The 17,398-nt window shown below is 71.9% G+C and carries 18 protein-coding genes and 1 pseudogene; 12 read left to right on the forward strand and 7 right to left on the reverse strand.

The annotated features are described in order from the left end of the window. The first annotated feature begins 214 nt into the window (after window positions 1-214). The 4 genes from ACQEXA_RS46765 (at window position 215) to ACQEXA_RS46780 (ending at window position 5,080) form a co-directional block, all read left to right on the forward strand. Window positions 215-1,504 (forward strand): ROK family protein, encoded by a 1,290-nt coding sequence (locus tag ACQEXA_RS46765; protein WP_432924640.1) that lies wholly within the window; start codon window positions 215-217, stop codon window positions 1,502-1,504. Between the two features lie 907 nt (window positions 1,505-2,411). Next, on the forward strand, window positions 2,412-2,651 hold the full coding sequence (locus ACQEXA_RS46770; protein ID WP_432924638.1) for a hypothetical protein: 240 nt from the start codon (window positions 2,412-2,414) through the stop codon (window positions 2,649-2,651). Window positions 2,652-2,994: 343 nt separating this feature from the next. Beyond that, on the forward strand, window positions 2,995-4,494 hold the full coding sequence (locus ACQEXA_RS46775; RefSeq protein WP_433132907.1) for a helix-turn-helix domain-containing protein: 1,500 nt from the start codon (window positions 2,995-2,997) through the stop codon (window positions 4,492-4,494). Between the two features lie 13 nt (window positions 4,495-4,507). Further along, window positions 4,508-5,080 (forward strand): transcriptional regulator, encoded by a 573-nt coding sequence (locus ACQEXA_RS46780; RefSeq protein ID WP_432924634.1) that lies wholly within the window; start codon window positions 4,508-4,510, stop codon window positions 5,078-5,080. 105 nt (window positions 5,081-5,185) lie between these two features. Here ACQEXA_RS46780 and ACQEXA_RS46785 read toward each other — a convergent pair whose 3' ends face one another. The 3 genes from ACQEXA_RS46785 to ACQEXA_RS46795 form a co-directional block, all read right to left on the reverse strand. Continuing rightward, complete coding sequence (locus tag ACQEXA_RS46785) at window positions 5,186-6,154, reverse strand: SDR family NAD(P)-dependent oxidoreductase (protein WP_433132909.1); 969 nt, start codon at window positions 6,152-6,154, stop codon at window positions 5,186-5,188. 351 nt (window positions 6,155-6,505) lie between these two features. Continuing rightward, window positions 6,506-7,168, reverse strand: a complete 663-nt coding sequence (locus tag ACQEXA_RS46790; RefSeq protein WP_432924630.1) for an HAD family hydrolase — start codon at window positions 7,166-7,168, stop codon at window positions 6,506-6,508. A 38-nt stretch (window positions 7,169-7,206) separates the two neighbouring features. Continuing rightward, window positions 7,207-8,244: a PHP domain-containing protein gene (locus ACQEXA_RS46795; RefSeq protein ID WP_432924628.1), complete on the reverse strand. Its 1,038-nt coding sequence runs from the start codon at window positions 8,242-8,244 to the stop codon at window positions 7,207-7,209. Window positions 8,245-8,427: 183 nt separating this feature from the next. On the opposite strand from ACQEXA_RS46795, the gene ACQEXA_RS46800 reads away from it, so the two are divergent. Further along, window positions 8,428-8,664 carry a hypothetical protein gene (locus ACQEXA_RS46800; protein ID WP_359409758.1) on the forward strand — a complete coding sequence of 79 codons (237 nt, stop codon included), beginning with the start codon at window positions 8,428-8,430 and terminating at the stop codon, window positions 8,662-8,664. A 186-nt stretch (window positions 8,665-8,850) separates the two neighbouring features. Here ACQEXA_RS46800 and ACQEXA_RS46805 read toward each other — a convergent pair. Further along, window positions 8,851-8,970: pseudogene (locus ACQEXA_RS46805) on the reverse strand (RICIN domain-containing protein); the annotation flags it as partial. A 158-nt stretch (window positions 8,971-9,128) separates the two neighbouring features. On the opposite strand from ACQEXA_RS46805, the gene ACQEXA_RS46810 reads away from it, so the two are divergent. Further along, window positions 9,129-10,748 (forward strand): IS200/IS605 family accessory protein TnpB-related protein, encoded by a 1,620-nt coding sequence (locus ACQEXA_RS46810; protein WP_433132911.1) that lies wholly within the window; start codon window positions 9,129-9,131, stop codon window positions 10,746-10,748. On the opposite strand, the gene ACQEXA_RS46815 is transcribed toward ACQEXA_RS46810, so the two are convergent. After that, a complete protein-coding gene (locus tag ACQEXA_RS46815; RefSeq protein WP_432924624.1) occupies window positions 10,745-11,872 on the reverse strand; it encodes a family 16 glycosylhydrolase in 1,128 nt (375 codons plus the stop codon). The genes ACQEXA_RS46810 and ACQEXA_RS46815 overlap by 4 nt on opposite strands. 207 nt (window positions 11,873-12,079) lie before the next feature. Next, the gene (locus ACQEXA_RS46820) at window positions 12,080-12,616 is read right to left on the reverse strand and encodes a VanZ family protein (RefSeq protein WP_432924622.1); all 537 of its coding nucleotides are present in this window, start codon (window positions 12,614-12,616) and stop codon (window positions 12,080-12,082) included. Window positions 12,617-12,856: 240 nt separating this feature from the next. On the opposite strand from ACQEXA_RS46820, the gene ACQEXA_RS46825 reads away from it, so the two are divergent. From ACQEXA_RS46825 to ACQEXA_RS46850, 6 genes are read left to right on the forward strand one after another with little or no spacing between them, the layout of a single operon-like run. Next, the gene (locus ACQEXA_RS46825; RefSeq protein WP_432924620.1) at window positions 12,857-13,030 is read left to right on the forward strand and encodes a hypothetical protein; all 174 of its coding nucleotides are present in this window, start codon (window positions 12,857-12,859) and stop codon (window positions 13,028-13,030) included. Continuing rightward, on the forward strand, window positions 13,027-13,479 hold the full coding sequence (locus ACQEXA_RS46830; RefSeq protein WP_432924618.1) for a monovalent cation/H+ antiporter complex subunit F: 453 nt from the start codon (window positions 13,027-13,029) through the stop codon (window positions 13,477-13,479). The genes ACQEXA_RS46825 and ACQEXA_RS46830 overlap by 4 nt, the downstream gene beginning before the upstream one ends. Beyond that, complete coding sequence (locus ACQEXA_RS46835; protein WP_359409748.1) at window positions 13,472-13,735, forward strand: Na(+)/H(+) antiporter subunit B; 264 nt, start codon at window positions 13,472-13,474, stop codon at window positions 13,733-13,735. Before ACQEXA_RS46830 ends, ACQEXA_RS46835 begins: the two co-directional genes overlap by 8 nt. After that, the gene (locus ACQEXA_RS46840) at window positions 13,732-14,475 is read left to right on the forward strand and encodes an MnhB domain-containing protein (RefSeq protein ID WP_432924615.1); all 744 of its coding nucleotides are present in this window, start codon (window positions 13,732-13,734) and stop codon (window positions 14,473-14,475) included. Before ACQEXA_RS46835 ends, ACQEXA_RS46840 begins: the two co-directional genes overlap by 4 nt. Next, on the forward strand, window positions 14,472-14,819 hold the full coding sequence (locus ACQEXA_RS46845; RefSeq protein WP_359409744.1) for a sodium:proton antiporter: 348 nt from the start codon (window positions 14,472-14,474) through the stop codon (window positions 14,817-14,819). Before ACQEXA_RS46840 ends, ACQEXA_RS46845 begins: the two co-directional genes overlap by 4 nt. Then, complete coding sequence (locus ACQEXA_RS46850) at window positions 14,819-16,579, forward strand: complex I subunit 5 family protein (protein WP_432924613.1); 1,761 nt, start codon at window positions 14,819-14,821, stop codon at window positions 16,577-16,579. The genes ACQEXA_RS46845 and ACQEXA_RS46850 overlap by 1 nt, the downstream gene beginning before the upstream one ends. A 15-nt stretch (window positions 16,580-16,594) precedes the next feature. On the opposite strand, the gene ACQEXA_RS46855 is transcribed toward ACQEXA_RS46850, so the two are convergent. After that, window positions 16,595-17,275, reverse strand: a complete 681-nt coding sequence (locus ACQEXA_RS46855; protein ID WP_433132913.1) for a DUF4230 domain-containing protein — start codon at window positions 17,273-17,275, stop codon at window positions 16,595-16,597. Window positions 17,276-17,398 lie beyond the last annotated feature (123 nt).

The raw sequence follows: 17,398 nt of genomic DNA on the forward strand, positions 1-17,398 counted from the left end.
GGGGCTTTGTGCGGACGGCCGGTGAGCGGGGCGCGTCCCGGAGATCCCGTCACGGCCCCCGACCGCGCCGGTCCGGACCCGCACTGGGGTACCCACCAGGACCCTCGCACGTCCTCATGTCTTAAATTAGGGTCTGATTTAAGCGTGCAAGGAAATGCGCGTCCGAGGTGCCACAGCGGTATCGTGCAGGTCGGGCAGGGCCGGAAGGAGCCACATGACGGGGCGGAACGGGCGCACGGTGCGCGACCTGCGCCGGGGGAATCGCGCCGAGGTGCTGCAGCGACTGTATTTCGACGGCCCGATGAGCCGTTTCGAGCTGGGCCCGGCGACGGGTCTGAGCTCGGGCTCCATCAGCAACGTGGTCGCCGAACTGGTCGCCGACGGCCTGGTGGAGGAGGCCGGCAGCGTCGACTCCGACGGCGGCCGTCCCCGCACCCTGCTGCGGGTGGCACCGACCAGTGGCCACATGATCGGCGTCGACGTCGGCGAGACCCGTGTCCGCGTCGAGCTGTTCGACCTGACCCTCACCGAGCTCGCCCGCACCGAACGGCCGCTGGTCCACCAGCGCTACGACGTCGAGGTCGTCGTCGGTCACATCCGCGACGGCATCGCGGAGGTCCTGGCCGCCGCGGACATCACGCCCGACGGACTGCTGGGCGTGGGCATCGGCGTACCCGGCATCGTGGCCCGCACCCCGGAGCAGGGCGCCGTCGTGCACGGCCAGACCATCGGCTGGGACGCCGTGCCACTGGAATCCCTGCTCCGCTCCACGGGGCGGCTCCCGGACTCCGTGCCCTACTTCATAGACAACGGAGCCAGGACCCTCGGTCAGGCCGAGATGTGGTTCGGCGCCGGACGCGGTGCCCACAACGCGGTCGTGGTCCTCTTCGGCTCCGGTGTCGGCGCCTGCCTGGTCACCGAGGAGGTGGGCAGCGGCCGGGCCGTGGAGTGGGGCCATCTGACCGTACGGGTCAGGGGGCGCCGGTGCCGCTGCGGCGCCCTCGGCTGCCTGGAGGCGTACGCGGGCGCGGAGGCCCTGCTCGACCGCTGGCGCGAGGAGGGCGGCCGGCCGCCCGAGGGCGTCGACGAGGAGACCGCGCTGACCGCCATGCTGGCGGCGGCCTACCCGCCGGACGGCACCGACGCCGACCCGGTCGCGCTCGCCGTCCTGGAGGAGACCGCCGAGTACCTGGGCGCGGGCCTGTCCGACCTGGTCAACCTCTTCCAGCCCGAACGGATCCTGATCGGCGGCTGGGCGGGCCTTCAGCTCGGCTCGCGGTTCCTGGCCGTCGTGCGCCGGTACGCCACGTCCTACGCGCTGCGCTACCCGGCCGAGCGGGTCTCCATCGACCTCGGCAGGCTCGGCCCCGACGCCGTGACGGTCGGCGCGGCGATCCTGCCGCTCGCCGACTTCTTCGCCCGCGGCGGCCGCCGCGCGGAGCCCACGAACGAGGAACGTCCACCGGCGTGGCGCACGGCTCTGGAGGAACGGACACCGCGCTGACCGGCTGGGCGCCGGGCTCGCGGACGCTCAGGGGCGGCTGCGTCCGCGCAGCTCTCGCCTTGCCGAGCGGGCGATGCCTGCGATCGCCCAGCGTGCTGATCGGCGGGCGGCGGGCTGTGGGGCGCGCTTGCCGCGGACCGCGGTGCCCGCGCCAGCTCCGCCTCGCCGAGCGCGCGATGCCTGCGGTGGTTTCGCCGCGCTGCCCGGCGGGACCCGCGCACGCTGGGGCCAGGGGGCTCAGGCGTTGCCTTAGCGCATCTCCTGCCTTGCCGAGCGCGTGACGCCGGCGGTGGTTTCGCCGCGTTGATCGGCGGGGCGTCTCGTGCCGGGGCCCGGTGGCTCAGGCGTTGCCTTAGCGCATCTCCTGCCTTGCCGAGCGCGTGACGCCGGCGGCGGTTGCACTGCGTTGATCAGCGGCGCGCAGCGTGCCGGGCCGGGGCTCAGTCGTCGCCTGCGTGCAGCTCCCGCGTCGCCGAGCCCGCGCTGCCTGCGGCGGCTGGAGTGCGTTGATCGGCGCACGCCCGGCTGCGAGACGCGCGCATGCCGGGCCGGGGCGCCAGGGGTGGCCTGCGCGAGCTTCGCGCCTTGCGGAGTCGGCGATGCCTGCGGTGGTTTTGCCGCGTGATCGGCGCGGCGCCGGGTTCTGGGACGCCCGCGTGCCGGGGCCAGGTGCCCGCGCAGCTCCCGACTTGTCGAGCACGCGACGCCTGCGGCGCTCTTACCGTCCCCGGGACCCACGCACACCAGAGCCGCCGCGTACACGCGTCGCCCGCGCGCGCCTCACGCCTCACCGAGCCCGTGACGGCTTCCGCGGTTTCAGTGCCGTGCCTCGCGGTACTCGCCGCCTCGGCCGGACAGGGCTCGTCTCCATCGCGGGCCCCTTGGCGAAGAGGAGCAGGAGGACGCCGTGACCGAACAGCGGCACGAGGCTCCCGGCGAGCGTGCCGACCCCATCCCGCGTGACATGCCGGACCAGCAGGCCCGCGAGGGCGAAGACCCCTGGGACGCCGATCCCGCACGGGGCACCGCCGACGCATCCGCCCCCGACGTACCCGACACGGACGAGGCGGGTACCGGCCGGAAGGGCAAACCCCACGCGGGTACGGTCCACCCCGAGCACCCGGTACCGGACGAGTCCACCGCCTGATCCGTCGGACCGGCGGCCGGACGCCGTCGGCTCTTGAGAACCCGGCCCGCGGGGTGTGCACGGCGTGCGGACGCCGTGCACACCCCGCGGGCCGGGGGTCGCGCCCGGACCCCGTCGATCGCACGGGGTCCTTTGTCATGGCGGCCCGTGAGTTCGGCCTCCGGGCGCATGACCCGGCGACCTGCCTCGCGCCCATGACCCACGGGGCTGGATAGGCTGACCGGGTGGGATGGCCCTGGGGAGAACACATGAGGCCGGCGATCGCCGTACCGACACCGGCCTGTGCCTATGGATACCTGGCGGCCCGGTTCCGGCTGCGCGGTGGCCCGAAGGCGGTGGCCCGGTGACGGAGTTCGAGGCGATCGACGCGCTGCTGGCCAGTGCACGGCAGGAGGTCCCACTGCCGTCCGCCGAGGAACGGCGCGCGTTGCGCGAGGAGTTGAACCTGTCCCGGACGCAGGTGGCCCAGGCCCTCGGGGTCAGTCCCTCCACGGTCGGCGGCTGGGAGTCCGGACGCGACCCGAGCGGCGAAGTGCGCGAGAAGTACGCGTACTTCCTGGACGGTGCCCGGACGAAGCTGGCGGAGCCGGACGCGCGGGAGACGGTGGCCGCCCCCGGCGAAGCGGACCCGCGGCAGGAGTTCGACGGTGAGGCCGACGCCGTGGAGGCGTTGCCCGCGCCCCAGCCGTGTGTGCTGTGCGGGCAGCCCGCACAGCACCAGGTGGCGGGATTCCCGCAGCACCTGGACCCGGGGGAGTGCGGCAAGGTGCCCGCGGCACCCGGGCGGCCCGCCGAGGTGGACGCACCGCAGGCGGACCGCAAGCCCACCGGATCCGTCCAGGTCGTGCCAGTGGGCCGCCGCGTCAAGGCGGCCTCCGAGAACCCGGACCCCATCGGCGAGGCGGTGGCCGCCGCGCTCGCCGCGCACGCCGGCGATGTGGAGGCGGCGACCGCGGCACTGGTGAAGCGGGCCATCCCCGACGCGATGGCACTGCTGGACCAGACCCGGAAGGGCGGCCGCTACGACATCGTGGCGCACCCCTGGATCCCCGACATCCTGCGCAAGCAGACCGCCCGCGGTTCGGACGAGATCTGGGAGGCCCGCCCCAAGTGGGCGCGGCCCGAACTGCCCGCCGGCCGGCACGAGGTGACGGCCCTCGACATCAACGGCGCGTATCTGTCGGCTCTCAAGACGCACCTGCCGATCGGCCAGTTGGAGCACTCCTCGGGCTTCGGCCACGACCGCAGGCGCGCCGGCGTCCACCTGATCACACCTCCTGCGTGGGAGCACGACGGGGTTATGCCCCATCCGCTCGGCAACCGGGACGAACCGGGTCCACTGTGGGTCACGGAGCCGACCCTGCGTCTGCTGCTGCGGCTGTCGGGTCCCACGTACGCGCTGTGCGACCCGCCCGAGATCCATGAGTCCTTCACCTCGGGCGCGACCGAGAACCTGCTGGAGAAGTTCCGCGTGGCGCTCAAGGACGCCCGCGACCGGGCCATCGCCGAGGACGACGAGGTGACCCTGGAGTACGTGAAGGCGATGTACTCCAAGTTCGTCTCCACCATGGGGGAGTCGAACTACAACCGGGAGCTGTACCGTCCCGACTGGATGCACCTGATCCGTTCGCAGGCGTTCGCCAACCTCTGGGCGAAGGCCTACAAGGCGCATGAGGAGGGGCTGACCGTCGTGCGCGCGATGGGCACCGACGAACTGCACGTGATCGGGGACTGGCGGCGTGTCTTCCCGGAAGGGCGCGGCGTCTCCGAGGTGAAGATCAAGGACACCTACACCGTGGGCGACGACACCGATTCCGGCGCCGCGGGCGAGCCGGGCGACTGAGCAAGGAGCGGGAGTGCCGCAGCACACCATCGAGTTCGGCAGGTACGGCGCCCGCGGGATCAAGGGCAGCGAGGCGGTGGCCCGGCAACTGGACACGCTCGCCGGCGGGGTCGCGAGCCCGGTGACGTCGCGGCGCGGTCTGCTGGCCCGGCTGCACTACCTCACGCGCAGCGACCACGCCCGCGCCGCGGCCCGCGAGGCCGGACTGACGGTCACCGGGCGCACGCTGAAGGCGTGGCTCGAGGGCAGACGCGCCCCCTCGCGGTCGAACCTGGAGAGGATCGAGACGGCCTACCGTACGGTCCGGCGCCAGAATGTCGCCCGCTATCTCCTGGGCCGCCTCAACCGCGAGGGGCGTGGCACGCGGGTCGAGCTCCACCCCGTGAACCAGTCCCAGGTGTCCCGTCCCCGCCAGCGGTTCGTGGAGTTCCGCACTCTGAACATCCGTCACTGGGACGCCATCGTCCGGGCCTGGTCCGACAACGACCTCCAGGCCCTCGACGACGCCTGGACCGACCAGATCGTCGATCTGGGTTCGCAGTGGGGCCAGTACGAGTACGTGACCAACGTGGGCTTCGCCGCCTGACGTTCCGCGATGTGATCCCCGCGCCGGCAGCGCGGGCGCGGCCCGCGGGAGTTCACGGCAGGCGGCCGATGCGGGCCGGACGCCGGTGCGGCCGGCCCGCGCGCCTCAGCTGCGGGACGCGAACGCGTCGACGCCGGTGAGCTCCGCGGACACCGCCCACAGGCGCGCGGCCTGCTCCGGGTCGATCGCCCAGTCCTTGACGCCGCCGCGCGTGCCGTCCGCCGGAGCCGGTTCCGCGATGTCGCAGTCCTCGCAGTACACCCCGCCCATGTCCGCGAGCCGGGGCGAGGTCGCGGCCCACACCTGGGTGGCCGCGCCCTGCTCGGGCGTCTTGAAGGCGTCGGGGTCCACCAGCGCGCCGGTCTCGTCGATCCAGCCGCGCTCGATCATCTCCTCCTTGGCGAGATGACGCTGCAGCGGGGTGAGAATCCCGCCGGGGTGCAGGGAGAAGGCCCGGACGCCGTGCTCTCTGCCGAGCCTGTCGAGGTGCACCGCGAAGAGGACGTTCGCGGTCTTCGCCTGCCCGTACGCCTCCCACTTGTCGTAGCCCTGCTTCCAGTGCAGGTCGTCCCACCGGATGCCGGAGCGGTGGTGGCCGGCGGACGACACGGACACGACCCGCGCCCCGCCCGGCTCGATCGCAGGCCACAGGCGGTTGACGAGCGCGTAGTGGCCCAGGTGGTTGGTGGCGAACTGCGCCTCCCAGCCGGGCCCCACCCGGGTCTCCGGGCAGGCCATGATCCCGGCGCTGTTGATCATGATGTCGACGGTGTGGCCGGAGGCCAGGAACCGGTCGGCGAAGGCGCTCACGCTCTGAAGGTCACCGAGGTCGAGCTCGTCCACCTCCACCCCGTCGAGGCCCGCCAGCGCTTCCTCGGCGGCGGCCGGGCGCCGCGCCGGAACGACGACCCGGGCGCCCGCCTTGCGGAGCGCACGCGTCGTCTCCAGGCCGAGCCCGGAGTAGCCGCCCGTCACCACCGCCAGCTTGCCGGAGAGGTCGATTCCGTGAAGTACGTCGTCGGCGGTGCTGCCGGCGCCGAAACCCGACCCGATCTTGTGTTGTGCAGTGCTCATGCTGTGCACGCTACGAATTCGAGCGCGCTCGAAGTCAAGCGGGCGCCGGCGCGCCGTGTGCGGACGTGGTGTCCGGACATGGAGAAGCCCCGACCGTGACGGGGGATTCACGGCCGGGGCAGTCGGTGGTGGGCGCGGACGGCGGTCGCCTCTCGGCGAAAGGCTCCACAGGGCTTCAGCCGAACGATCGTCCCTGTGGGCGCAGGATGAGGCCCGGGGACACTGTTCCGTCCGCTCCCACGGATCGTTCAACGGGAAACTACCGGCTGGTGTTCCGGAAATTCAGCCACTCGATAGTGATCTACGTCACTGCTCATGAGCTGTGCGCCCGTGAGCTCCGTGGAGACCGGCCTAGGTGTCCGGCGCGAGCGGACTGTCGCCCAGCATGGCCAGCAGGTGGGCCGGATCCCGGTAGATGGCGCGGGCGCCGGCCTCTTGCAGGTCGGCCCGCGGAATGCCGCCGGACAGCAGGCCCACGCACGTCACCCCGGCCCGGGTCCCCGCCTTCATGTCCCACACCGTGTCGCCCACGAACACGGCCTGCTCGGGCGGCACGCCGGTCAGCTCCAGAGCGTGTTCCACCGGCTCGGGCGCGGGTTTGCCGGCGTCCACGTCGTCCGCACTCGCCGTCGCCGCGATGGCGTCGTCCGCTCCGATGGCGCGGCGCAGCGCCGACAGCTCCGGCCCGCTCGCCGACGTGGCGAGCACGACGTCCCAGCCGTCGTGGTCGAGCCGGCGCAGCAGCCGTCCGGCGTCCTTGAACGGGGGCAGCCGGTCGAAGAACGTGCCGTAGAGGGCCGTGTGCGTGGCGACCAGCAAGTCGACCTCTTCCCGGTCCCGGCCGCCCAGCAGGTGGGCGATCAGATCCTCGGAGCCGAGGCCCACCGACCGGTGGATGGCGTGCATCGGCACCTGGTGACCGGCCTGCCGGAACGCCTCCCACCACGTCGTGACGTGCAGATGATTGGTGTCGACGAGAGTGCCGTCGACGTCGAACACGGCCGCCCGTCCCATATGCCAGTCCTCCCTCACGTATCGCGTCGGGTACCACGTCAGGTGGCCGCCACACGCGCGGGAACCGTCCGCCCGCGCGTCCAGGCGAGCAGCTCGTCCGCGGTCCACGTCGTGATCACGCGCTCGGGCGGCACCCCGCACTCCTCGGCCCGGGCGCAGCCGTGGATCTGCCAGTCCAGCTGGCCCGGCGCATGCGCGTCGGTGTCGATCGAGAACAGGACCCCCGCATCGAGGGCCCTGCGCAGCAGCCGCCGGGGCGGGTCCAGCCGCTCGGGCCGGCTGTTGATCTCCACCGCCGTACCGGACTCGGCGCACGCGGCGAACACCGCGTCCGCGTCGAACTCCGACTCGGGGCGCCCGCGCCCGGTGACCAGCCGTCCCGTGCAGTGACCGAGCACGTCGGCGAGCGGATTGCGGACGGCGGCGATCATGCGGCGCGTCATCGACGGTGCGTCCATGCGCAGCTTGGAGTGCACGGACACCACCACCACGTCCAGCCGGTCGAGGAGTTCCGGCTCCTGGTCCAGCGACCCGTCGTCGAGGATGTCGCACTCGATGCCGGTCAGCAGCCGGAACGGGGCCCACCGTGCGTTGAGCCCGGCCACCACGTCCAGCTGTTCGCGCAGCCGCTCGGCGGACAGCCCCCGGGCGACCGTGAGCCGGGGCGAGTGGTCGGTGAGCACCGCCCACTCGTGCCCGAGCCGCGCGGCGGTCCGCCCCATCTCCTCGATCGGGCTGCCGCCGTCCGACCAGTCGGAGTGCAGATGGCAGTCGCCACGCAGCAGCGCCAGGAGCCGTTCGCCGCCCCGAGCGAGCGGAGCGCCGCCCTCCTGCTCCAGCTTCTCCAGGTAGCCGGGGGTCCGCCCGGCCAGCGCCTCCCGAACCACCTGGGCCGTCTTCGGGCCGATGCCCTTGAGGGACTCGAGGGTCCCGGCGGCCGCTCGTCCGGCGATCTCGTCCTCGGGCAGCTGGGACAGCACCGCGGCGGCGGTGCGGAACGCCCGGACGCGGTACGTCGGGGCCCCGGCCCGCTCCAGCAGGAAGGCGATGCGGTCCAGGGCTGCGACGGGCTCCATCGACACCTCCTACCCCCAGCGTTGCCCAGCGACGCCGGGCCCGCACGGCGGCGCGCCCCCCGCTCCATCACCCGGCCGGGCCAACGATGGCGGCGAGGCGTGGCACGGCACGTGCTGCCCGCCAGAGCGTGCGCTCACCACCCCCCCGCCGCCGAGTGGCGAGATGCGCTCTACGCTCTATGCATGACCGAAATCGCGAGTCCGCACATCTCCCATCCGCGGATCACGGTGCTCAAGGTCCAGCCGGGCACGCCGCCGTTCCGCATCGTGGAGGTGGACGGTGAGATGGTCGGCCGGGCGAGATCGCTCGTCGACGTGCTGGACGTGGCCGCGGAGTGCGGCGTCCCCGTCCACGACCTCGACGACCCCGAGGTGGTCCGCTGGGTGGGCGGCGACAAGCTGACCTGGACGCTGCACTAGGGCCGGTCCGGTGCCCGGGAGGGTCTCCTCGCGGCACCACGGGCGCCACGGCGGATCCGCGCGCCGTCGTGCGGGCCTCACGCCGGGTCGGCCCCGGCAGCTGCGCGGACCGTGCGCCGACCGCTCCGCCCGCCGCGGTCTGGCGGGCGGACGGAGCGGTCGACGGCCGGCGGGGGTGGCGGTCGGTCAGCCGACCGTCCACTTCTGGTTGGCGCCACCGGAACACGACCAGATCTGCAGCCGCGTGCCGTTGGCGGAGTTGTTGTCCGTCACGTCCAGGCACTTGTTCGCCTGGGGGTTGGGAACTGTTCATTTTCAGACGTGCAGGAGCGTGTGTGGGTGTGCACGAGCATGTACTGGTTCGTGGTGTTGCGGCGCGCACACGTCGTATGGCGGGCACTGTCAGTGCCGGCCGGTACCGTTCTTCCTGTTGCCGATCAAGCGTTGGGGAGGGGGGTACATCGATGCGTGAGGGGTCGCTGCGCACGATCGCTGCTCCCTTCGTGGCCGTCGGCCCGTCCGGCGTGGCGATCCGCACCCGCCTAAAGCACCTGAGCGCCGCCGACGAGGAGGTGTTGCGCCTGGTGGGCGCGCATCTGGGCTCGCTGGCCTCACGAGACCTCAAACGCCGGTGCGCCGACGGTCTGGAGCACTCCACGGATACGTGGGCGGAGCGCAAGCGGGCCCTCACGGAGGAGTCTTCGTCGCGCTGGGCCGGGAGCATTACCAAGGCCACCCACGATCAGTGGGCGCTGTCCAGGCGTGCCCAACTCGCGCACATCCAAAGCCTTCAGGCGGGCGTGCGGACGATCGCGCACCGCCTGTCCCTGCCAATCGGGGAGAAGGGAAGCAGGCGGGCGCCGGGCGGCTACCGCAGCGCCAAGGAGTGGTTCGCCAAGAGCCGACGCCTGCAGGTCCTTCACGACCGGCTCAGTGCCGAGCAGGCCGACGGCGCCGTTGGCCGCGTCCGCATCGTGCGCGGCGGGAAGCGGCTCGCGCGCAACCGGCACCACCTCAAGGCCGCCCAGCTCACGCAGGCCCAGTGGCGGCAACGCTGGGAAGCATCGCGCTGGTTTGTGCAGGCGGACGGGGAATCGGGCAAGCGGTTCGGCAATGAGACGATCCGCGTCACCCCGGACGGCGAGGTCTCCCTCAAGCTCCCTGCCCCGCTCGCCCACCTCGCCAACGCCCCCCACGGCCGGTATACGCTCACGGGCGCTGCCCTCTTCCACCACCGCAGCGACGAGTGGGCCGACCGCATCACCACGAACCGGTCCGTGGCCTACCGCATCCACTACGACACAGACCGCGCCCGCTGGTACCTCACCGCCTCCTGGACCATCCCACCGGTCAAGACCGTTCCCCTGTCCCACGCCCGCACCGGCGGTCTGATCGGCGTCGACACCAACGCCGACCACCTCGCCGCGTGGCGGCTGGACGCGCACGGCAATCCTTGCGGCGAACCGCGCCGGTTCGTCTACGACCTGTCCGGCACCGCGAACCATCGTGATGCCCAGGTACGGCATGCACTGATCCGGCTCCTGCACTGGGCCAAACGCCGCGGCCTGTCGATCGCGATCGAAGACCTCGACTTCAGCGCGGAGAAGACCCGGGAGAAGCACGGGCGCCGGAAGCGGTTCAGGCGGTTGATCTCCGGCATGCCCGTATCCAAGCTGCGGGCCCGGCTCGTCAGCATGGCGGCCGAACTCGGCATCCCCATCATCGCCGTCGACCCGGCCTACACCAGCCGGTGGGGCGCCCAGCACTGGCAAAAACCTCCCACCGGCAAGACCCGGAAAACCACCCGTCACGATGCCGCGAGCATCGCGATCGGCAGGCGCGCCCTGGGGCACCGCATCCGGCGACGGACGGCACCGCCTCCTGCCCACCAGAGCGATGGACAGGAGCATCGGACCGCCCAGGCCGGACACGGCACCCGCGGGCGTGAGGGAACCCGCCCCCGCATCCTTGGACCACGGACACGATCCACTGGGACCAGACGCGGCGCGAACGCGGGAGACCAGGACGCCCAACACCGTTCGGAGCGTCCGACTGAGCCCGTGCAACCCATGCTCAGTCCTTAGGAACGGTTCACGATGTCGTGGGCGGCGGTCACCGTCCACTTCTGGTTCGGTCCGCCGGTGCAGTCCCACAACTGGACCTTGGAGCCGTCCGCCGTGCCGTTGTTCACAACGTCCAGGCACTTGCCGAGCGCCCGCAGGGTGCCGTCCGAACCCACCGTCCACTTCTGGGCGGCGGTGCCGTTGCAGTCGTAGAGCTGGACCGCTGTGCCGTTGGCGGGATTCGCCCCCGCCACGTCCACGCACTTGCCCGCGAGCCCGGTGATGGCGCCACCGGTACCGCCGGAGCTGTTGCTGGTCGTCACCGACACCGAGTCCACGACGAGTTGCTGGGGGAACACGGTCGAGCCGTCGGGGTCGCCCGGCCAGTACCCGCCGACCGCGAGGTTCAGGATCAGGAAGAACGGCTTGTTGAACACCCAGGTCTTCCCGCCCAGATCGGCCGGGGTCCGCCGCTGGTAGGCATTTCCGTCCACGGACCAGGTGATCGAGTCGGGGGCCCAGTCCACCGCGAAGGTGTGGAACGCGTCCGCGAAGGCCTGGCCGCCCGGCAGCGAGTACGGGGCGCCTATCCCGCCGGAGCCCGAGTAGCCGGGCCCGTGGATGGTGCCGTGGACGGTCGAGGGCTCGTAGCCGACGTTCTCCATGATGTCGATCTCGCCCGAGTCTGGCCAGTTGACCGGTGTCCCGAGCATCCAGAACGCGGGCCACATGCCCTGCCCGCGCGGGATCTTCATCCGGGCCTCGACGTGGCCGTACTGCGCGGTGAACTTCCCTGAGGTGTTCAGCCGGGCCGACGTGTACTGGCAGGTGCCGTACCAGCACTGGTAGCCCGCCGGGTTCTCACGGCGAGCCGTGATCACCAGATGGCCCTGACCGTCCAGCGCCGCGTTCTTGTTGCCCGACGTGTAGTACTGCCGCTCATGGTTGTTGACGTTGTCGCCGGTCTCGATCTGCCACTTGGAGGAGTCGACGGCGGACCCGGCGGGGCCGTCGAAGGTGTCGGAGAAGACGGTCGCGTCCGCCGCCTCCGGGGTCGCGTGGGCGGGGCCGGTGAAGGCCGAAGCGGCGAGCACCGCGGAGAGTGCGGCGAGTAGACATCTGCGGAGCAGGCGCGGGGAGTGCATGACGCTCCCTTCCGTACGGCCGCCCGGACACGGGTGGGCCGACTGAGGTGGGGGGTGTGGGCGCGGCCGGGAGCGCCGGCCGCGCCGCGGGGGTTCCGTGGGGCGTTGATTCGCTTCTTGATTCAAGAGATGAAATAAGGGAGCGTCAAGGCCCTGGTACGGACCAATAGTTGACCCCTTGCCGCGCGCGGAGCGCGGACCACCGCGTCACGTCCGACGGCGCTTGCGCGCATGCACCGCGCGTCCCAGTCGCCGCCCCAGGACCAGGTAACCGAGCAGTGCGCCCGTGGTGTTGAGGATGACGTCGTCGATGTCGAACGCGCGCCCGGTGACGACCGCACCCTGGACCAGCTCGACCATCAGCATGACGACCGCGGTGATGAGCCCGACGCGCACAAGGCGCCGGGTCCCGGGCGCGAGCACCGGCAGGAGGATGCCGAACGGCACGCCGAGCAGGAGGTTGCCGCCGATCTGCTTGACGGCGTCCCGAGTCGCGGGCTGGTCCAGATAGATGCGCAGGGAGTCGCCCGGCCGCAGGTTGCTGTGGACGAGTGCCCGGGAGGCGGGCGAGGGCTCCAGCGTCGTCCGGGTCAGTGCCGCGGCGAACGCCACCATCGCCGCGAAGGCCAGGGCCATGACCAGCAGCCGGAGGGGGAGCGGCAGCGGCCTGCGCTCCGGTGGGGCCGTCGTTGCCTTGCTGTGGCCGGACTTCCCGGTCCGCGCGCCCGACACCGTGCGTGCCATCCCATTCTCCCGCCGTCAACTTCGCCGTCGGTAAGGGCGCTTACCCGCGATGCCGGTGCTGACGCTGCGGCCCGCGGGCCCCCGGAGCAGGTCGGCCAGATGTGGCGCGGCCGGTTTCCGTTCCCACGCGCGGGGCACTACGGGCTGCAGCCGCTCGCGCGCCGTCACTTCGCGAGCTGGGTGCGGTGCTTGGATGACATACCGGACATTCCCCTGGGCGGCGGTGGACGGAGGTGGTGCATGAACGCGCGTACGACGCTCCGGGCGGGGCTCGAAGTCCTCGGCTGGTGGGCCGGTCTCACCGTGCTCTGGCTGGTTCTCATCAGCACCGTCGACACTCTGGAATGGGTCGTCGGGGCGTCCTCTGCACTCGTCGCCGCCTTCGCCGCACGACGGGCGGTGGGCGCCTGGTGAACGGCTGGATCCTGACGGCCACCATCGCCCTCGCGCTGGGCGTCGGCGCCACAGTGTGGGGCGTCGCCACCGGACCGCTGAGCCGCCGGGTCGTCGCCCAGAACCTGTCCAGCGCGGTCGCCTGCCCCGGACTGCTCCTGCTCTCCCAGGGCTTCGCGCGCCCGGCGTACGTGGACCTCGCTCTCCTCCTCGCGCTCCTCGGCCCGGTCGGCACCCTGGTCTTCGCCCGGTTGCTCGCCGACGACCTGGCCGAGGACCCCCCACACGCCCAGGGCGTCACCCTCGCCGTCGCGGCCTACGGAGCGGTGGTCGTCCTGATCCTGTGCGCCGTCACCGGGCCGGGGAGGGCCATGGTCAAACTGCTGGTCGTCGGGGCGCTGCTGATCGGCGGCAATCTCGTCGCCTCGCGGGCCCTTTCGGGCGGATACGCCGGGAGTCGCCGTGGATGACCCGCTGATCGTCGTGGTCCTGCTGCTGGTCGCCGCCTCGGCGACCGCGGCCGTCGCCGTCCGCGACCCCGTCCGTCAGGCTCTCGTCCTGTCGGTGCTCGGTGTCGCCCTCGCCCTGCTGTTCACGGTGGCACAGGCACCGGACGTGGCCCTGTCCCAGCTCGCCGTGGGCTCCGCCCTGACCCCGCTTCTTCTGCTGCTGTCGGTGCGCAAGGTCAGGCGGAAGGAGAAGGACGGGAAGGGGAAGGCGCGGTGACGCGGCGCGCACGGCTCGTCCTCCTGGCCCTCGCCTCCACCGGCTTGGCGGCCCTGCTCGTCACCGCGTGCTTCGACCTGCCCGGCTTCGGCGGCGCCTGGCACCCGTACGGCGAACGGGCCGTCCGCGCCTCCCTGTCCCGGCGGACGGCCAACACCATCGCCTCCGTCAACTTCGACCAGCGTGCCTTCGACACGCTCGGCGAGATGAGCATCCTCTTCGCCTCGGTCCTCGGCACGGTCGTCCTGCTCCGCCAGACCCGTGACGAGAAACGCGCGAAGCCCGAGCCCGAGGAGGTCGCGCTCCCGGTCCGCCGCTACGCGCTCGTCATCCTGCCCGTCGCCGTGGTCTGCGGTCTGTATGTGGTCGCCCACGGCCAGCTCAGCCCCGGCGGCGGCTTCCAGGGCGGAGTGGTCGTCGCGACCGCCCTGCACCTGCTCTACCTCGGCGCCGACTACCGTGCCCTGGAGCGCGTCCGGCCGCTCGGCCTGTACGAGGTCGGTGACGCGCTCGCCGCCTGCGGCTATCTGGTCACCGGGCTGGCCGGCCTGCTCGCGGGCACGGCCTTCCTCGCCAACACCCTGCTGCCGTACGGCACATTGAACACCCTCTCGTCCGGTGGCACCGTGCCGCTGCTGAACGCCGCCATCGGCATGGAAGTCGCCTGCGCGGTCGTCGTCCTGCTCGCGCGGTTCCTGGACCAGGCCGTCGAGATCGAGCAAGAGGACGCGAAACGATGACCGTACTGCCGTATGTCGTGGCCGTCTGGATCTTTCTGACCGGTTGCCACGGCCTCGCGACCAGCCGCAATCTGATCCACGCGGTCGGCTGCCTCGCCGTCTGCCAGTCCTCCACCTATGTCCTTCTGCTGGCGGTCGGGTACCGCCACGGCGCCACCGCGCCCGTCTACTCCGACATCAAGCCGGGCTCACGGCCCGTCGTGGACCCGGTCGTGCAGGCCCTCACCCTGACCGACGTCGTGGTCGGCGCCACGGTCACCGCCCTGCTGCTCGCCCTCGTGATGCAGATCTCCAAACGCCACGGCACCGTCGACCCGGACGAACTGCGGGAGCTGCGCGGCTGATGAACCACCTGCTGCCGCTACTCGTCGCCGTTCCGCTGCTCGACGCCGCCCTGCTCGTCGTCTGCGGGCGCCGGCTGCCGCGTGCCGTGGCCGAGAGCACCGCGTGCGCCGTCGCGGCCGGCACCGCGGGCCTAGCGGTCTGGCTGTGCCTCAACTCCTCGCCGCCGCTCGTCGAATGGGTCGGTGCCTGGACACCCGTGAACGGCGAGAGCGTCGGCATCGTTCTCGTCGGCAACGGCACCGGGCTCGGTATGGCCGCCCTCGCAGCCGTGCTGACCCTGGCCGCCCTCGCCTACTCCTGGCACTACTTCGACGAACCGCCACGCCGGCACGCCGGTTCCTTCCCCGCCCTCATGCTGCTCTTCCTCGGCGGCATGTGCGGCTTCTCGATCACGGGCGACCTGTTCAACGCCTTCGTCTTCTTCGAGTTGATGGGAGCCGCCGCATACGCCCTGACCGGCCATCGGGTCGAGGAGGCCAAGGCCGTGCAGGGGGCGCTGACCTTCGGCGTGATCAACTCTCTGGGCGCGTACGCGATGCTCATGGGCATCGCTCTGCTGTACGCACGGACCGGCGAACTCGCCATGACCCAGATCGGACGGGGACTCGACGCCCATGGCGGGCCCGACGCGCTGACCCTCGCCGCCTTCGTCCTCGTCCTGACCGGACTGCTGGTCAAGGCCGCCGCCGTGCCGTTCCACTTCTGGCTGCCCGACGCGCACGCCGTCGCACCCACCCCGGTGTGCATGCTGCTGTCGGGTGTGATGGTCGAGATGGGCGTGTACGGGGTCTGGCGCGTGTACGGCACCGTCTTCTCCGGACCCGGCGGGATCCCGGCGGCCGACCTGGAGCGGGCCCTGTTCGTGCTCGGCATCCTGACCGGCGTGGTGGGCGCCCTCATGTGCTGGTACCAACGGCATGTGAAGCGGCTGCTCGCCTGCTCGACGGTCGCCCACATGGGACTGTTCCTCGTCGGCATCGGGACTCTCTCGCCCGAGGCGGACGACGGGGTCGCCCTGTACCGCCTCGGCCATGCGGGCGTCAAGGCCGCCCTGTTCGCCTGCACCGGCGTCCTGCTCGACCGGTTCGGCTCGGTGGACGAGTACGCGCTGCACGGCCTCGCCCGCCGGCTGCGCGGGGTCGCGGCGATGTACGTGATCGGCGGACTGGCACTCGCCGGTCTGCCGCCCTTCGGCACCTCCCTCGGCAAAGCGGCCGTCGAGGAGGCGGTAGGCGCGCCGCTGACCGTGTTCTACGTGGCGGTGTCCGCGGTGACGGGGGGCGCGGTGCTGCGGGTCGCCGCGCGTGTCTTCTACGGGCTCGGGCCACGACCACGGGGCGCGGAGCCCTACGAGACCACCGGGACCGGCGAGGAGCCCGAGACCCCGCAGCGGCTGAGCCGGATCCCGGACACCATGACCGCCGTGCCCGCCCTGCTGCTCGCCGCGGCACTCGCCGTCGGGGTGACCCCGGGCCTCGCCACGGCCGTGGCGCACTCCGTCAACGAGGCGGGCTCCGGCGGGGCGTTCGCCTCGCCCCACTGGAACCTGCCCGGCGTCCTGCTGGGACTGACCTCCACCGCTCTGGCCGCCGGGCTGGCCGCGCTCGCCGTCACCCGCCCCCAACTCCTGGCAGAACGGAGGTGGACGCTGCCGCTGCGTCACCTGCAGTCCGGGCACATCGGGGACTATGTGGCGTGGGTGCTGGCGGGCGCGGCCCTGCTCGGGGCGCTGGCTCTGCCCGGGGTCCTGTCCGGTTGAGCGCGCGGCCGCCGCTCAGGTGCCGTACGACACCTTCACCTCCTCGAAGCCGAGCGACTTCAGCAGTCCGTCGAGCATGCTGGTGGTATTCGCCTCGGCGCGGGTTGTGAGCTCGCTCTCCCTGGCCGCCTCGCCGATGTGCTGGACCGCCAGTTTCTGCACGGCACGTTCGCTGTTGGGGTTGTCCGAGAAGAGGTCGCCGATACGGTCCAGGAGGCCCCGCTGTTTGGAGACGGCGTACGAGCGGTCGGGGTCGAGGGTGGGTTTGCCCAGCGCCGCGTGGGGGAGCCGGAGCGTGGCGGACGTACGGTCGTCGTTGACCGTCACGTCCTGTTGGCTCACCTTGCCGAGGTCGACGTAGGCGTCCACGGTGCCCGCGCCCACGTACAGGGTGCGGGTGCCGCGGATCGCCGACGGCAGGAACCTGGAGTCCTTCTCCAGGTCCACGACCACCTGGAAGTTGCCGGAGGCGGCCTCGTAGCGGCTCATGTCCTGGATGGACTGCAGGAGCACGGGCCCCGACCGGTCGTGCGTCTCGGTGCCGAACAGGTCGCGCAGTCCCGGCAGCACGCTCAGCCGCAGCCCGGCGAACAGCAACGCGAGCACCGCGACGAGAGCGATGACCGCCTTGGCCCAGCCGAGCATCGGCCGCTTCACGGGCGTCGCTTCGGGCGCCTGCTTCGTGGACGTCGTCATGTCGACAGTCCTCCTTTCACTTCCCCGAGTGCCCGCCATATCCCTTGCGGGAACGTGGTGTTGGCCGATTGCGCGCCAGGAGACCCCGATGCCTGGGCGCGGAAGGGCCGTCAAGATTTTCGA

Source organism: Streptomyces sp. CA-106110 (assembly GCF_050936285.1).
Classification (GTDB): Bacteria; Actinomycetota; Actinomycetes; order Streptomycetales; family Streptomycetaceae; genus Streptomyces.

What these genes read in the sequence shown, in the direction of transcription:
- ACQEXA_RS46790 (WP_432924630.1), bottom strand. Translation starts at nt 7,168, where the DNA reads ATGGGACGGGCGGCCGTGTTCGACGTCGACGGCACTCTCGTCGACACC.
- ACQEXA_RS46795 (WP_432924628.1), bottom strand. Translation starts at nt 8,244, where the DNA reads ATGGAGCCCGTCGCAGCCCTGGACCGCATCGCCTTCCTGCTGGAGCGG.
- ACQEXA_RS46825 (WP_432924620.1), top strand. Translation starts at nt 12,857, where the DNA reads ATGAACGCGCGTACGACGCTCCGGGCGGGGCTCGAAGTCCTCGGCTGG.
- ACQEXA_RS46810 (WP_433132911.1), top strand. Translation starts at nt 9,129, where the DNA reads ATGCGTGAGGGGTCGCTGCGCACGATCGCTGCTCCCTTCGTGGCCGTC.
- ACQEXA_RS46820 (WP_432924622.1), bottom strand. Translation starts at nt 12,616, where the DNA reads ATGGCACGCACGGTGTCGGGCGCGCGGACCGGGAAGTCCGGCCACAGC.
- ACQEXA_RS46765 (WP_432924640.1), top strand. Translation starts at nt 215, where the DNA reads ATGACGGGGCGGAACGGGCGCACGGTGCGCGACCTGCGCCGGGGGAAT.
- ACQEXA_RS46850 (WP_432924613.1), top strand. Translation starts at nt 14,819, where the DNA reads ATGAACCACCTGCTGCCGCTACTCGTCGCCGTTCCGCTGCTCGACGCC.
- ACQEXA_RS46855 (WP_433132913.1), bottom strand. Translation starts at nt 17,275, where the DNA reads ATGACGACGTCCACGAAGCAGGCGCCCGAAGCGACGCCCGTGAAGCGG.
- ACQEXA_RS46845 (WP_359409744.1), top strand. Translation starts at nt 14,472, where the DNA reads ATGACCGTACTGCCGTATGTCGTGGCCGTCTGGATCTTTCTGACCGGT.
- ACQEXA_RS46815 (WP_432924624.1), bottom strand. Translation starts at nt 11,872, where the DNA reads ATGCACTCCCCGCGCCTGCTCCGCAGATGTCTACTCGCCGCACTCTCC.
- ACQEXA_RS46785 (WP_433132909.1), bottom strand. Translation starts at nt 6,154, where the DNA reads ATGAGCACTGCACAACACAAGATCGGGTCGGGTTTCGGCGCCGGCAGC.
- ACQEXA_RS46800 (WP_359409758.1), top strand. Translation starts at nt 8,428, where the DNA reads ATGACCGAAATCGCGAGTCCGCACATCTCCCATCCGCGGATCACGGTG.